Source organism: Leifsonia sp. PS1209 (assembly GCF_012317045.1).
GTDB lineage: Bacteria > Actinomycetota > Actinomycetes > Actinomycetales > Microbacteriaceae > Leifsonia.
On record NZ_CP051154.1, the window covers coordinates 2,757,977 to 2,772,806 of the forward strand.

The window sequence follows — 14,830 nt, forward strand, 5'->3', positions numbered from 1 at the left end:
CTTCCTCCGGCGAGTTGATCCCAATGGCCGGCCGCACCGGCGCGTGCCGTGGTTGGACGCGAACGAGCCCAGGCCCTTTTACCCCGACGCTCCGGTCGGAACGAAGGGTGGGCCTGGGCTCGATCTCGTGAGAGCGCGCGCTAGAGCACCTTGGAGAGGAACGCCTGGGTGCGCTGGTGCTGCGGGTTGGCGAGCACCTCGCGCGGGTCGCCGGACTCGACGACCACGCCGCCGTCCATGAAGACCAGCTCGTCGGCCACCTCGCGGGCGAAGCCCATCTCGTGGGTGACCACGATCATGGTCATACCGGAGGCGGCGAGCCCCTTCATCACGTCGAGGACCTCGCCGACCAGCTCGGGGTCGAGCGCCGAGGTGGGCTCGTCGAACAGCATCAGCTTCGGGTCCATCGCCAGCGCCCGCGCGATGGCGACGCGCTGCTGCTGACCGCCGGACAGGTGCGCCGGATAGTGGTCGCCCTTCGAGCCGAGACCCACCCTGGTCAGCAGTTCCTGCGCCCGGGCGACGGCCTGCGCCTTCGGCACGCCCTTCACCCGGATCGGCGCCTCGATCACGTTCTCGAGCGCCGTCATGTGCGGGAACAGGTTGAACCGCTGGAACACCATCCCGATCTCGCGACGCTGCCTGGCGGCCTCCTTCGGCTTCAGCTCGTAGAGTTTGTCGCCATGCTGGCGGTAGCCGACCAGCTGGCCGTCGACAGACAGGCGGCCCGCATCCACGCGTTCGAGGTGGTTGATGCAGCGCAGGAAGGTCGACTTGCCCGAGCCGCTCGGCCCGACGATACAGAGCACCTCTCCCGGGTTCACCGAGAGCGAGATGCTCTTCAGCACCTCGTTGGAGCCGAAGCTCTTCGAGACGCCGTCGGCGAGGACCATCGGGGTCCCCGGCTTCGATGTCACAGCCTGGTCGCTCATCCTTTACCTCCCAGGTCATTGCCGTCGGGAACACCGGCGACGGGCACGGCGCCGGTCAGCGCTGCTCCGTCTCCTCTGTCCGGCCTGCGGGCGTTCACCCCGCGCGAGAAGCGTCGCTCCAGGAAGTACTGCCCGACCATCAGGATGGAGGTGAAGAGCAGGTACCAGCAGGACGCGACGATCAGCAGCGGGACCGGTGTGTACGTGACGGCCGAGATGTCGCGGGCGACACCGTACAGGTCGGTGGTCAGCGGGATCGCCGCCACCAGCGATGTGGTCTTCAGCATCGAGATCACTTCGTTGCCGGTCGGCGGGATGATCACGCGCATGGCCTGCGGGATGACGATGCGGGTCATCGTGCGGCCCCAGCCCATCCCGAGCGCCGTCGCGGCCTCCTCCTGACCGGAGTCGACCGACAGGAGTCCCGCGCGCACGATCTCGGCCATGTACGCGGCCTCGTTGAGGGCGAGTCCGATGACAGCGATGATGAACGCGTTCTGCATGAAGCCGAGGTCGAACGTCACGCCCCAGTCCGTCCAGGGCACGCCGAGGAACAGCTTCGGGTAGATCAGCGAGAACAGGCCCCAGAACACCAGCTGCACGTACACAGGGGTGCCGCGGAAGATCCAGAGATACAGCCACGCGATGGACTTCACCACCGGGTTCGGCGAGAGGCGCATCACCGCGAGGATGAGGCCGAGCACCACGCCGATGATCATCGAGTAGATCGTCAGCTGCAGGGTGACGAGCGCGGCAGCACTGATGCGCTTGTCGAAGATGTACTTGCCGACGTACTGCCAGCCGTACGCGTCGCGCTGGGAGGCGTCGATCACGAACCAGACGACCAGCAGGATCAGCACGACGGCGAAGACGATCCGCCACGGGTGCTTGAGCTTGATCGCCTTGATCGGTTCGGAGGGCGGTGCGCCAGCCGGCGACGGGGTTGCCCCCGTCGCCGGCCGGTCCTGGTTGCCCAGGGTCATCTCACTCAGCCCTTCGAGGCGGCGTTGATCTCGGCGGTGGTGACGGCGCCGTCGGCGACGCCCCACTTGTCGAGGATCTTGCCGTACGTACCGTCGTCGATCAGGGCCTGGACCGTCTTCTGCAGCACCGGCGTCAGCTTGGAGTCCTTCTTGACCGGCAGACCGTACGGTGCGACCTCGAACGCCTTGCCTGCTGCCTGCAGCTTGCCGCTCGACTTGGAGATGGCGTACAGGGTCACCGGCGAGTCCGCGCTGAGCGCGTCGGCCTGGCCGAGGACGACGGCGTTGGTGGCCGCATCCTGGGTGTCGAACCGGAGGCCCTGGATGGCGGGCTTGCCGGCGTCGGTGCACGCCTTGGACTTGGCGGGGACCTCGTCGGTGTCCTCGTAGGTGGTGGCCTGGACGGCGACCTTGAGGCCGCAGGCGTTGTCGGGGTCGACCGTCTTGCCCTTGGCCGATGCCCACATGATGCCGGCGGTGTAGTAGTTGACGAAGTCGACCTGCTTCTCGCGCTCGGTCGTGTCGGTGAACGAGGACATGCCGAAGTCGTCCTTGCCACCGGTGATGCTCGGGATGATGTTGTCGAACTTCGCGATGGCGAAGTCGACCTTCAGGCCGAGCTTGGCCGCGATGGCGTTGGTCAGCTCCACCTCCCAGCCGGCGGGCTGGCCGCTGTCGTCCTTGTACTCGTTCGGCGGGTAGGTGTTGTCCATGCCGACGGTGAGCTTTCCAGCCTTCTTGATGTCGGCCGGCAGCTGTCCGGCGAGGGTGTCGTCCTTCTTCACGCCCGACGCGCTCGACGGTGAGCTGCTGTCGGCGGGCGTGGAGTTGTCGACACAGCCGCTGAGCGCGAGCGCTCCAACGGCGGCGATGGCGGCCACGGTGGCCACGGATCGGATGCGCATGATGTTGTTCGTCCTTCTTCCTGTGCAGGGATGCAGGTGCGGGTGATGGGAGCATACCTCAGCCGCGGGGCGGTTCATTCACACTAATTCACGCGTGCAACGCAGTTTTTCGCGGAGATTTCGTACAGGTTTCCGGATTTATTGCACTGATTCCGCAGTCACGCGCACTTAAACACGACGAACTGTGACGACGCGGTGGATGGGATGCGCGGCGCGGGTTATCGTCGATCAGTGACCGAACAGACTGCCGACTTCGCCGCATCAGCCGTCGTGCTGGTGACCTCCCCCGACGACGCCATCGCCGCGCCGCTCGTCGCCGAGCTGTCGCGCGAGTACGACGAGCGCTACGGGCTGAACGACGGCATCCCGTCGTCGGTGGAGCTGTCCCGCTATCCGGCCGAACGGTTCAGCGCCGCGCATGGCGGCACGTTCCTGCTGCTGCTGGTGGACGGCGAGCCCGTCGCGGGCGGCGCGTTCATGCGCGAGGACGACGACACGGTCGAGGTGAAGCGCGTGTGGACGCACTCCTCGTACCGCCGCAGGGGCCTCGCGCGCCGCGTGATGGCAGAGCTCGAGGCCGAGGCGGCCCGTCGCGGGATCGCGAACATCGTGCTCACCACCGGGGCCAGGCAGCCGGAGGCCGTCGGGCTGTACCTCTCTCTCGGCTACCAGCCGCTGTTCGACCTCGACGACGACTGGGAGCGCGTCTCCTACCTGGGGTTCCGCAAGACGCTCTGAGCCCGCTCGGCGAGCTCTGCGGCCGTCAGCTCCTCGGCCACCAGGGACGATAGCCGCGCGTGCAGCGGCCCCGTGCCCGCTCCGCGCGCCGTCGCCCGGCTGACGCCGAGCAGGTCCGTGGCGTGCAGGGCCTCGACCGCGAGCACTTCGGCGGTGAGCGCCAGCGACCGCTGCGCCAGTTGCAGTGCCACGGGCGCGAGCGTCGCGTGATCCTCCACGCCGGAGAGTGTCGTGATGCCGAGCGTCACCGGCGCGGCGAGCTGGCGCAGTTCGGCCACTGCTGCTGCCGCCGAGTAGAGCAGCAGGCCCGGGATGCGCGTCTCCCCCGCCGTGCGCGCGGCGGCGAGCGCCACCGAGTGCGCAGCGGTGCGCCGCTCCGACGCGCTGGCGACGTGCGCGAGCACCAGCCGCAGGTTCTCGAATGCGAGCGCGAGCGGGAGCGCCTGGAAGTTGCCGCCGGACACCATCCGGCCGCTCTCCACATCCACCAGCGGGTTCTCGCTGCGGGCCGCGAGTTCGATGTCCAGTTCCGTGCGCAGCCGGTCGACGGCCTCGCGCAGCGCTCCGTGCAGCTGCGGCGCCGTGCGGAACGCGAGCGGGTCCTGCACGCTCAGCGCACGATCCGGCCGTTCGAGGTCTCCCCCGGCCACCGCTTCCCGGATGCGCGCTGCGGACGCCCGTTGCCCGTCTCCGCCGCGGGCATCCGCGATGGTCGCGGTGTACGGGCTGAGGTTGCCGGCCGCCGACGATGCTCCCACCGCTTCGAGCGAGAGGGCGACGGCGAGGTCTGCGGTCTCCGCCAGCGTGGCGGCGTCCGCGGCGGCGAGCGAGCCGACGCCGATGCTGTACGCGTTCGCACTCAGCACGGCGAGCCCCTCGTGGGGCGCGAGGGCGAGCGGCGCCAGGCCGGCGGCGGCGAGTGCGTCCGCGGCGGGAAGCAGCGCGCCGTCCTCCTCCAGCACGAGCCCGTCGCCCGTGACGACGGCGGCCACCTCGGCGAGCACCGTGAGGTCTGCCGCCCCCACCGACCCGCGCCGCGGGACGACCGGATGCACGCCGGCGTTGAGCAGGGCGGCGTACGCCTCCGCCAGCTCCGGCCGCACCCCGGCGCCTCCGCGGCTGAACCCGGCGAGCCGCGCCGCGATCACCGCGCGCACCTCCCGCGCGTCCAGCGGTTCGCCCGTGCCGCCGCGGTGGTTGGCGATGGTGCGGCGCTGGAACGCGGTGAACTCCGCAGGGTCGACCACCGCATCCCGGCCGGCGCCGAGCCTGCGGTTCAGGCCGTAGACGGGCTCCCCCGCCTGGATCGCCCGCTCGACGACCGCTCTGGACGCCGCCAGCGCATCCCGCGTCTCCGCCGACAGGTGCACCGGGGCTCCGTCGGCGATGGCGACGATGTCGCCGGTCGTCGGCGCTCCCGTCGTGAGCGTGACCATCAGAAGTCGAGCAGGTTCTGCCGCAGGCCGCTCCCGCTGAACTCCGTGCGGATCAGCCCGCGGCGGCGCAGGGCGGGCACGAGGGCGTCGAGCGTGCGGTGAACGTTCGCCGGATGCACCTGCCCGGTGAAGAGGAACCCGTCGCCGCCGACCGCCGCCCCGAGCTCGCCGAGGTGGTCGGCGATCTCGTCGGCGGTCCCGACGATGGCGAGGCCGTCCTTCCTGGCCCGCACCTGCAGGATCTCCCGCAGCGTCGACCCCGCCGGGGCGGACTTCACGAAGTTGTCGAGGGTGCCCTGGTTGCTGTTCGTGCTCAGCTCCGGCAGCGGTGCGTCGAGGTCGAACGCTTTGAAATCGACGCCGCTCAGGTAGGAGATGGACTGCAACGCCTCGTCGATCGCTGCCTGCGTCAGCTCGGCCCTGGCGGCCCTCACGCTCGCCGTCTCCTCCGCGTTGGCGGTGACGACCGGGTTGACCACGAACAGCACCTTGATGCTGTCCGGGTCGCGGCCGGTGGATGCTGCGACCTCCCGGATGCTGTCCCGGTACTCGCGCATCCTCTCCGGGGTCGAGGCGAGCGCGAGCACCACGTCCGAGTTCTTGCCCGCGAAGTCGCGGCCACGCCCCGAGGCGCCTGCCTGCACCATCACCGGCTCGTCGGCGGCCGGCGCGGTGTTCAGCGGCCCGCGCACCCGGAAGAACCGGCCGTCGTGGTCGATGGTGTGCACCTTGCGGAAGTCGGCGAAGACACCGCGCTCGGTGTCCTCGACGATGGCGTCCGGCTCCCAGCTGCGCCAGAGCTTGCGGACCACATCCACCCACTCGTCCGCCCTGTCGTAGCGGAGGTCGTGGTCGACCTGCTTGTCGAGGCCGTAGTTCTGCGCGGCCAGGTCAGAGCCGCTCGTGACCACGTTGAACCCCAGCCGTCCGCCGGCGAAGTGCTGCAGCGTGGACAGCAGGCGCGCGGCGGTGAACGGCTCGTAGAAGCTGGCGCTGAGGGTCGGCACGATGCCGAGGTCGCGTGTGGCGCCCAGCAGGTAGGGAACGAGCGGCAGCGGGTCGTGCTTGGGCACGAACCGTGCGGCGGACAGGTTGACCTCCGCGGTGCCCCCGTAGGTGTCCGGGACGGCGACGCCGTCTTCGATGATGAACAGGTCGAACCCGCTCGCCTCGAAGACGCGTGCGGCGTCCTGGTAGACCTGCGGCTGCTTCCAGTCGTAGCCGATGCCGTAGCTGGGGTCACCCCAGCCCTGCACCCCGAACCCGGCGCCGAGGAACCAACCGAAGTGGAGAAGAGTCATGAGTCCGTTTCTATCCGTCTACGATCCGTCGCCGTCGAGTCCGGAGGCGGAGAGCCAGTCCGGGTCGAACGCCTTGGTCAGGTAGTTGATGCCGCCGTCCGGCGCGATGGCCACGACGGTCGAGCCCGGTCGCGCATCCCGTGCCGTGCGCAACGCCACCGCGACGGCGAGACCGGACGACGGCCCCAGCAGCAGCGCCTCCTCGGCGGCGAGCCTGCGTACGGTCGCGTAGACCTCGCGGTCGTCGACGGTGTGCACCTCGTCGAGCACGTCGGAGTCGAAGGTGTGCGGCCACCACTCGCGCGGCCACGCCGAGCCGACGCCGTCGACCAGGATGCGGCCGGGAGCTCCGCCCGCGTATGTCGAGCCGACGGGGTTGGCGCCGATCACGCGCACCGCTCCGTCGCTCACGTCTTTGAGGTAGCGGCCCGTGCCGCTGACCGTGCCGCCGGTGCCGATGGCCGCGACGAAGTGCGTCACGGCCCCCGCCGTCTGACGCCAGACCTCCGGGCCCGTGCCCCGGTAGTGGGCGGCCGGGTTGGCGGCGTTCGCGAACTGCGCCGGGCGCCACGAGCCAGGGGTCTCCGCCGCGATCCGGTCGGCGACGGCGCGCGGGTTGGCGGGATCGTCCGGTCCGGCCTCCCAGTCGGCGACCACCAGGCGGGCGCCGTATGCGGCGAGCACCTTGCGCTTCTCGTCCGAGATGTCGCCCGCGTGCACGATGACGACCGGATGCCCGGTCAGCCGGCCGATCAGGGCCAGGCCGATGCCGGTGTTGCCGCTCGTCGCCTCGATGATCGTCCCGCCGGGGGCGAGCGACCCGTCCGCCTCGGCCGTGCGGATCATGTTCAGGGCGATGCGGTCTTTCGACGACCCTCCCGGGTTGCGCCCTTCCAGCTTGACGAGCACGCGAGAGGAGAGGCCGCGCGTCAGCGAACGCAGCTCCACGACGGGGGTGTTGCCGATCAGTGCGGCAACGGAGTCGAGCACCTCGCCGGGCGCGGCGACGGCGCCTGCTGCCTCTGCGGGGCGGACATCGACGGTGGTCATGAAGAGACAGTAGGCGCGCATCCCCGACCGGCGTGCGGCTGTTGCCGACTGTTACGTCACAGGCCGTAGCATCGCGGCCCGGCTGCTGCGATCAGGCGCCCGTCGCGACCGGCCGGTCGTCGTCGTTCGACCACGCGGAGAACGATCCGGGGTAGAGCGCGGCGGCGAAGCCCGCCTCCTCCAGAGCGAGGATCTCGTGCGCGGCCGTCACGCCGGAGCCGCAGTACACCGCGACCGGCGCATCCGGAGTGACGCCGAGCGCCGCGAACCGGTCGGCGAGCGCGTCGGCGGGCAGCAGGGTGCCGTCGTCCGCGAGGTTGCCGGTGGTGGGCGCGCTCACCGCTCCGGGGATGTGCCCGGCGCGCGGGTCGACGGGCTCGACCTCGCCGCGGAACCGCTCGCCGGCCCTGGCGTCGAGCAGCACGCCACTCTCCGGGAAGGCCGCTGCCGCATCCGCGTCGATCGTGGGCATTGCTCCCCACGCGACGGCCGCCGTTCCCGGCTCGGGGATGGTCGGCTCCGTCTCGATGGCGCCCCCGGCTGCGCGCCACGCGGCCAGGCCGCCGTCGAGCAGCCGCACGCTCTCGAATCCCGCGTGGCGGAGCAGCCACCACGCGCGCGCGGCCGACGTGCCGGAGGCGTCGTCGTAGACCACGACGTCGTCGCCGTCGTCGAGTCCCCAGCGGCGCACCGCGTCCCGGAAATCGTCGACCGCAGGCAGTGGATGCCGGCCGTCCGTCGGCAGACCGTGCCCGGCCAGCTCCGTGTCGAGGTCGACGTATACCGCTCCGGGAATGTGGCCGGCGGCGTACTCGTCGCGGCCGGGAGGGCCGCCCAGCTTCCACCGCACGTCGAGAACGCGGAGCGGGATGCGGGCGGTCGGCTGTTCGGCGAGTGCGGCGGCGAGCGAGGGGGCGTCGATGAGCTGCGTCATATCTCCCATCCTGGCGCATCGTCCTTCGGAGTATAGTTCTCGCAGCAAGGCGGAGGTACCAGCAGTGACGGAAACACGTATCCACTCATTCGTCACGAACGATGTGGACGAGTCGATCGAGATCGGCTCGCGTCTCTTCAACGATCACCATGTCCGGCCGCTCCACGCGCGCGCAGCCTTCTCGTACAGCCTCACCGCCGCCCGCGTCGGCACCGTCGCGTTCGGGCGGCTGCGCTACGGCTGCGAAGTGTCCGTGGACGTCACCGGCGCCGAGGATTCCTACGCCGTGAGCATCCCGAGCACCGGGACGATCCGCTTCCGCGGCGGAGGCGTGGACGCCGAGTCCACCCCGGAGCTCGCCATGGTCGGCAGTCCGGTCGACAGGGTGACCGTGAGCGGCTGGGCGGCCGAGGAGGACTCCCTGGCGATGGTCTGGTTCAACCGGCGCGCCCTCGAAGCCGACCTGGGCCGCCTCCTCGGCATCGACGCGCCCGCCATCATCGCCTTCCCACGTCTCCTCGACCTCCGCGACGGCAGAGGGGCGGAGTGGTACGCGTACGCCAAGACCATCTTCGATGCCGTCGGGCGTCCCGGCGCGCTCGCCCTCAATCCGCTGGTCGCCGCCCAGGTCTCCAGCATCCTGTCGACCGGGCTGCTCCTGGCCGCCGACCACCAGTACCGCACAGCACTGGATGCGCCTCCCGCCCCACAGACGCCCGCCACCGTCCGCCGCGCCATGCACTTCATCGAGGACAACGTGCGGGAGCCGATCACCGTGCCGGACATCGCCGCGTCCGTCGGGTCGAGCGTCCGCGCCCTCAACCGCGGCTTCAAGGAGCACCTCGGCACCAGCCCGCTCGCCTATCTCACCCGGGTCAGGATGGAGGGCGCGCACCGCGAACTCCTCAGCGGCGCCCCGGAGGACACGTCGGTGTCGCAAATCGCGGCGGCGTGGGGCTTCTACCACTTCGGCCGGTTCGCGGCGCGCTACCGGGAGCAGCACGGGATGAGCCCGTCGGAGACGCTCCGCAGCACCGGCATCACTCGCTGAGACGGGACGCGCGCAGAAACGCGGAACGGCGCCGGGGATCACTCCCCGGCGCCGTTCGCGCTGTCGCGCTGTTCGCGCTGTCCTGCCGGACTCAGTGGCCGGTCGACGCCTTCGCGTTCGACTCGTACGACGTGTTGGTGGACTCGAAGAAGTTCACCAGCTCGAGCGTGTCGTTCGCCGTCGCCATCCACTTGGCCGGGTTGGCGACCTTGTACTCCGCCTCGAAGCCGAGCTCTTCGAGCCGGCGGTCGGCCAGGTACTTGACGTACTGGTTGATGTAGTTGGCGTTCAGGCCCAGGATGCCGCCGGGGAGGAGGTCGCGGTTGTACTCCTCTTCCATCTCCACCGCATCCAGGATCATCTGGCGGATCTCGTTGGCGAACTCCGGCGTCTGCAGGTCGGGGTTCTCCTCGAGCACCGTGAGGATGAGGTTGATGCCGAACTTGAGGTGCAGCGACTCGTCGCGCACCACCCAGTCGATCAGCGAACCGAAGTTGCGCAGCAGGTTCCTCTGGCGGAACGACAGCGCCACCATGAAGCCGGAGTAGAACCAGATGCCCTCGAGGATCACGTTGTACGCGACGAGGTTGCGGATGAAGTCCTGCTTGCCCTCCGTCGTCGTGATGTCGAGCGTCTGCTCCGTCATCCGCTTGATGAAGCTGACCTCGAACTCCTCCTTGCGGGCCATCGACGGGATGTCCACGTGGGAGTTGTACGCCTGCTCGCGGTCGATCGGGAACGTCTCGAGGACGTACTCGAACGACATGCAGTGGTTCGCTTCCTCCCACATCTGCTTGGCGAGGTAGAGGTGCGCCTCCGCCGCATTGATGTACGGGTACACGCCGAACGCGAGGGCCTTGTTCACCAGGAGCTCGTTCGGGTTGAAGTAGCTCATCAGGAAGGTGACCGCGTGACGTTCCTCGTCGGTCATCTTCTTGAAGTCGGCGATGTCCTCACCGAGCTGGATCTCGTTGGGGAACCACGTGTTCGCGACCGCCTGGTCGTACAGGTCCATCGCCCACTTGTACTTCACCGGCTTGAGCAGCAGGCCCTCTTCGATTCCCGTTCCCAGAATCGGCATCGTGTCTCTTCTCTCTCTTTCGGGTCAGCTGGCTACTGGCAGGATTCGCACTGCAGGTCGTCCATCGGGTCGACGGGGACGTAGTATTCCTCGATCTTGGTGTTCATTACTTCTCACCACCCGTCGAGAGTCCTCCGAAGCCGAACCCGCGGCGAGCCGGTGCCGCCGGCGCTTCCGCCTTCTCGGTGGATGCGGCGGGAGCTCCTGCCCCGACCGTCGCGAAGCCCTTGCGTCCGCCCGAGATCTCCTCGGCCTTGTTGACCTTGACCGTGGACTGCTCGGCCTGGTGACGCGGCTTCATGTGCAGGTAGTACGTGGTCTTGACGCCACGCTCCCACGCTGCGTAGTAGATGTCCATCATGTCGCCGATGTCCCTGGTCTCCAGGTACATGTTGCGGCTGATGGCCTGGTCGATCCACTTCTGGGCGCGGGCCGCGACCTCGAGGAACGCGTACGGGGAGAGCTGGAAGCTCGTCTTGAACGCGGCCTTCAGGTCGTCCGGGATCTCGGCCACGTTCTGGATGTCGCCCTGCGAGCGCAGGATCGACTCACGGGTGGACTCCCACAGGCCGCGGGCCTGCAGGGCCTCGACCAGGTTGCGGTTGACCTCGAGGAACTTGCCGGACGAGGTCGAGCGGCTGAAGATCTGCGAGAACTGCGGGTCGAAGCCGGGCGTGGTGCCCGCGACCAGGCCGATGGATGCGGTCGGTGCGATGGCCATGAGGGTCGCGTTGCGCATCCCGCCCTTGACCTTCTCGCGCAGGCGGTCCCAGTCGAGGCGGGTGGTGCGGTTGACCTTGATCGGCACGCCGCGGTCGGCCTCCGTGAGGGCGATCGAGTCGAACGGGACGAGGCCCTGCGACCAGCGCGAGCCGTCGAAGTTCGGGTATGCACCGCGCTCCTTCGCCAGGTCGGCGCTCTCGTCGATGGCCGCGTACGACACGTGCTCCATGATCTCGTCGATCAGGTCGTACGCCTCTTCGCTCTCGTAGCTGAACCCGAGACGCTCAACGATGTCGGTGAAGCCCATGACGCCCAGGCCGATGGCACGGTTCTGCTGGTTGGAGAAGTCGGCCTCGTCGACGCTGGAGATCGTGATGTCGATCAGGTTGTCGAGCTGGCGGACGGCGCTGCGTGCGCTCTCCTCGATGCGGGCCCAGTCCATCTTGCCGTCGACCAGGTGGCGCGACAGGTTGATCGACGCCAGGTTGCAGACGGAGACGTTGTCGCGGTCCTGCGGGAGGGTGATCTCCGTGCAGAGGTTGGACAGGTGGATGGTGCCGGTGTTGTTGTTGAGGGCACGGTTGTTGATGGTGTCCTTCCAGGTCAGCCACGGGTGGCTGGTGGTCTGGAGGCTCATCAGGATGTCCTTGAACTGCGAGCGAGCGCTGATCTTCTTGAACATGTGCAGGCGGCCGGCCTCTGCCTCGCCGACGTAGAACGCGTAGCGCTCCGAGAACTCCTTGCCGTAGAGCTCGTTGAGGTCGGCGACCTCCAGCGGGTCGAAGAGGTACCAGTCACCGTCGTTCTGAACGCGCTTCATGAACTCGTCGCTGATCCACACGGCCGTGTTGGCGGTGCGGGTGCGGCGGTACGGGTCGCCGGAGTTCTGGCGGAGGTCGAGGAACTCCGGGAAGTCCATGTGCCAGTTCTCCATGTAGAAGCAGAGGGCGCCGAACTTCTTTCCACCGCGGCTGACCGCGCGCAGCACCGAGTCGATCGTGTGCATGAACGGGATGGGGCCGGTGGAGGTGGTGTTGTTGGAGCGGATGGGCGAGCCCTGGGCGCGCAGCTTGGTGACGGAGAGGCCGATGCCGCCCGTGCCCTTGGTGAGCCACATCACGTCGCGCACGCTCTTGGCGATGTGCTCGATGTCGTCCTGCATCTCCATGACGAAGCAGTTGGAGAGCTGCGGGTATGCGGTGCCCGCGTTGACGAGGGTGGAGCCGGCCGCGAGGTATTCGAGCTTCGACATCTTGTTGTAGAACTCGAGCGCGTGGGTGGTGGGGTCTGCCTCGTTGAGGGACAGGCCCATCGCGATGCGCATCCAGAAGTACTGCGGCACCTCGAGGGTCTCGCCGTTGCGGGCCTTGATGCCGTAGCGGTTGTTGAGGGTGACGACGCCGATGTACTTGAGCAGGCCGTCCCGCGACGGGTCGAGGTAGCCGGCAAGGCGGTCGAGGTCGAAGAGGTCGGTGAAGCGCGGGTCGAGCAGCTGCTCGGAGACGCCGCGCTCGATGTATGCGCGGAAGTGGCTGGCGTGCAGGGCGACGAGCTCGTCGTGGCCCTCGTAGTCGCCGAGGACGCGCTTGTAGATCGTCTTGAGCAGGAGGCGGGCGGCCACCGTGTCGAACGCCGGGTCGTCCTTCACGTTCTGCAGGGCGACCTGGATCACGGCCTCGTCGAGCTGCTGGGTCGTGATGCCGTCGAACAGCGTCAGTTCGAGCTCGCTGGCGATCTGGGTGACCCAGGTGATGTTCTCGTCGAGCCCCTGCGCGGCGGTCTCGATGGCCAGGTTGATCTTGTTCGCGTCGTACGGCTCCCGTTCGCCGTTGCGCTTCACGACAGTGATTGCCACTTTCTCTCCCTCTCAATGTGCCGCTCTGCCTGAGCGGCGAAGTCTGTGCATCCCCGCGGGCGCGCAGAACGCACCCGCAAAACCCCTTATCACGGCCGAAATCCGCTGGGCGAGAACCGCAGTGCGTTTCGGCGTGTGACCACTATATAGCGGGGTACCGACATTTATCGAACCCCATATCTAGTGGGCGTGTCATCCACAGATGTGCATAAGTTATGCACTTATCCACAGGCCGCCGCGCCCCTTGGCGAACCGCATCCCACCGATAGACTTGACCTCTTGTGAGCACGTATTCCAGCCTTCTCAAGACGCCGGGCGTCACGCGGATCATCGCTGCCCAGCTCCTGGCCAGGTTCCCGTTCGGGATGCTCTCCCTCGCCTTCCTCCTGCACATCGAGCACGTGCACCACTCCTACGGGGCGGCCGGACTGGTGCTCGGGGCGATGAGCATCGGCCAGGCGATCGCCGGTCCGATGACGAGCCGCCTGATGGGCATCCTCGGGATGCGCCTCGTGCTGTGGACGACGCTCGTCCTGTGCGCCGTCGCCGTCGCCGCGATCGGCCTGTTCGTCATGCCCATCCCGCTGACGATGGGCATCGCGTTCTTCGCCGGCCTCAGCATGCCGCCCATTCAGCCGGCGGTGCGCACCATTTACCCGAAGATGGTCAACTCGCGCCAGCTCACTCCCCTGTTCTCGCTGGACGCCTCCGCGCAGGAGATCATCTGGATCGCAGGTCCCGTGGCGATCACGTTCGTGGCCACCCAGATCGGCACGGTCGAGGGCATCCTGATGTCGGTGGCGATCATGCTGCTCGGCGGCCTGTGGTTCATCTCGTCTCCCGAGGTGGGGCGGGTGCGCATCCCGCGCAGCAAGCGGAGGTTCGGCGTGGTGCTCGCGCGTCCTCCCGTGCTGCTGGCGACGGTGGTCGGCTTCCTGCTGATCGGCTCGTGCGCGGCGATCGAGGCCGGCGTCGTCGCCAACTTCGGCGAGGGCTCGCCGTTCGCGGGCATCGTGCTGGCGATCTGGTCGCTTGGCTCGCTCGTCGGCGGCCTCGCGTTCGGACATGTGCCGATCGGGCCGTGGGCGACGGCGCGACGCATGCTGATTGTGTTCGTCGGCGTCGTCATCTCCACGTTCATGCTCGGCTCCTGGTGGGGCCTGTCACTCACGCTGATCATCGCCGGCCTCGGCATCGCCCCGGCCCTCGCGGTCCTCTTCGCGATCGTCTCGGCGAGCGTCAAATTCTCCGACACGGCGGAGGCGTACGGCTGGGTGGGTACCGGCCAGCTGATCGGCGCCGCCCTCGGCTCCGCGCTGGCAGGCTTCCTCATCGACGGCACCGGCCCGGTCGGCGCCTTCTACGTGGCAGGGATCTTCGCCCTCATCGGCTTCATCGTGCCGGCACTCGCGCACCGCATCCACCCCGACCTCCGCGGCCGCGACGCCTCCCCCATCCCCGACACGGAGCCGGTGCCGGTTCAGCCGTCCTGACCCGTGCGGTGCGGCGTGCTTGAAGGCGGCGCGCTGCAGGCGACGTGCAGCAGGCGACGACGCCCCGGCACGCCACCGGGTGCCGCGCCCGCAGTCCTCCGTCCCAACGGAGAACGCGCGCGCCACGCCGCTGCCAACTCCGCTCAGACGGAGAACGCGCGTCCAAATCGCCACATCTTCCGGTTCTACGAAACCCTGGCACGACGCAGCAGCCCCTCCGGGAGCGTCTCCGCCCGAACGGAGAAACCGCGCGCCACGCCGCGCAGAAGTCCGCTCAAACGGAGAACGTACGCTCGCGCTGCCGAGTTCTCCGCGACAGCGGAGCGCACGCAGGACGCGCGCCGGGTG

12 protein-coding genes are annotated in these 14,830 nt (G+C 68.6%); 3 read left to right on the top strand and 9 right to left on the bottom strand.

Annotated elements, in window-relative coordinates:
- Nucleotides 1-140 precede the first annotated feature (140 nt).
- The 3 genes from HF024_RS13105 to HF024_RS13115 are packed head-to-tail and all read right to left on the bottom strand — an operon-like array spanning nt 141 to nt 2,820.
- Nucleotides 141-893, bottom strand: coding sequence for an amino acid ABC transporter ATP-binding protein (locus HF024_RS13105; RefSeq protein WP_085369783.1), 753 nt, complete (start codon nt 891-893; stop codon nt 141-143).
- 35 nt (nt 894-928) lie between these two features.
- The gene (locus tag HF024_RS13110; RefSeq protein WP_168689825.1) at nt 929-1,915 is read right to left on the bottom strand and encodes an amino acid ABC transporter permease; all 987 of its coding nucleotides are present in this window, start codon (nt 1,913-1,915) and stop codon (nt 929-931) included.
- Nucleotides 1,916-1,920: 5 nt separating this feature from the next.
- Complete coding sequence (locus HF024_RS13115; RefSeq protein WP_179150797.1) at nt 1,921-2,820, bottom strand: ABC transporter substrate-binding protein; 900 nt, start codon at nt 2,818-2,820, stop codon at nt 1,921-1,923.
- A 231-nt stretch (nt 2,821-3,051) separates the two neighbouring features.
- On the opposite strand from HF024_RS13115, the gene HF024_RS13120 reads away from it, so the two are divergent.
- Complete coding sequence (locus HF024_RS13120; RefSeq protein ID WP_247597112.1) at nt 3,052-3,558, top strand: GNAT family N-acetyltransferase; 507 nt, start codon at nt 3,052-3,054, stop codon at nt 3,556-3,558.
- On the opposite strand, the gene HF024_RS13125 is transcribed toward HF024_RS13120, so the two are convergent.
- The 4 genes from HF024_RS13125 to HF024_RS13140 all read right to left on the bottom strand — a co-directional run bounded on the left by HF024_RS13125 (nt 3,531) and on the right by HF024_RS13140 (nt 8,279).
- Complete coding sequence (locus HF024_RS13125; protein ID WP_168689827.1) at nt 3,531-4,994, bottom strand: aromatic amino acid ammonia-lyase; 1,464 nt, start codon at nt 4,992-4,994, stop codon at nt 3,531-3,533. The two genes, HF024_RS13120 and HF024_RS13125, sit on opposite strands and share 28 nt — an antisense overlap.
- Entirely contained in the window at nt 4,994-6,295 is a 1,302-nt protein-coding gene (locus HF024_RS13130; protein WP_168689828.1) for an NtaA/DmoA family FMN-dependent monooxygenase, read from the bottom strand. The genes HF024_RS13125 and HF024_RS13130 overlap by 1 nt, the downstream gene beginning before the upstream one ends.
- 18 nt (nt 6,296-6,313) lie before the next feature.
- The gene (locus HF024_RS13135; RefSeq protein WP_168689829.1) at nt 6,314-7,345 is read right to left on the bottom strand and encodes a cysteine synthase family protein; all 1,032 of its coding nucleotides are present in this window, start codon (nt 7,343-7,345) and stop codon (nt 6,314-6,316) included.
- 91 nt (nt 7,346-7,436) lie between these two features.
- The gene (locus HF024_RS13140; protein WP_168689830.1) at nt 7,437-8,279 is read right to left on the bottom strand and encodes a sulfurtransferase; all 843 of its coding nucleotides are present in this window, start codon (nt 8,277-8,279) and stop codon (nt 7,437-7,439) included.
- Between the two features lie 64 nt (nt 8,280-8,343).
- On the opposite strand from HF024_RS13140, the gene HF024_RS13145 reads away from it, so the two are divergent.
- The gene (locus HF024_RS13145) at nt 8,344-9,330 is read left to right on the top strand and encodes an AraC family transcriptional regulator (protein ID WP_168689831.1); all 987 of its coding nucleotides are present in this window, start codon (nt 8,344-8,346) and stop codon (nt 9,328-9,330) included.
- A 91-nt stretch (nt 9,331-9,421) separates the two neighbouring features.
- Here the strand turns inward: HF024_RS13145 and HF024_RS13150 are convergent, their stop codons facing one another.
- Both HF024_RS13150 and HF024_RS13160 read right to left on the bottom strand, forming a co-directional pair.
- Entirely contained in the window at nt 9,422-10,411 is a 990-nt protein-coding gene (locus HF024_RS13150; protein ID WP_085369791.1) for a ribonucleotide-diphosphate reductase subunit beta, read from the bottom strand.
- Nucleotides 10,412-10,517: 106 nt separating this feature from the next.
- Nucleotides 10,518-12,989, bottom strand: coding sequence for a ribonucleoside-diphosphate reductase subunit alpha (locus HF024_RS13160; protein ID WP_210723951.1), 2,472 nt, complete (start codon nt 12,987-12,989; stop codon nt 10,518-10,520).
- Nucleotides 12,990-13,270: 281 nt separating this feature from the next.
- On the opposite strand from HF024_RS13160, the gene HF024_RS13165 reads away from it, so the two are divergent.
- The gene (locus tag HF024_RS13165) at nt 13,271-14,482 is read left to right on the top strand and encodes an MFS transporter (protein ID WP_085369792.1); all 1,212 of its coding nucleotides are present in this window, start codon (nt 13,271-13,273) and stop codon (nt 14,480-14,482) included.
- Nucleotides 14,483-14,830 lie beyond the last annotated feature (348 nt).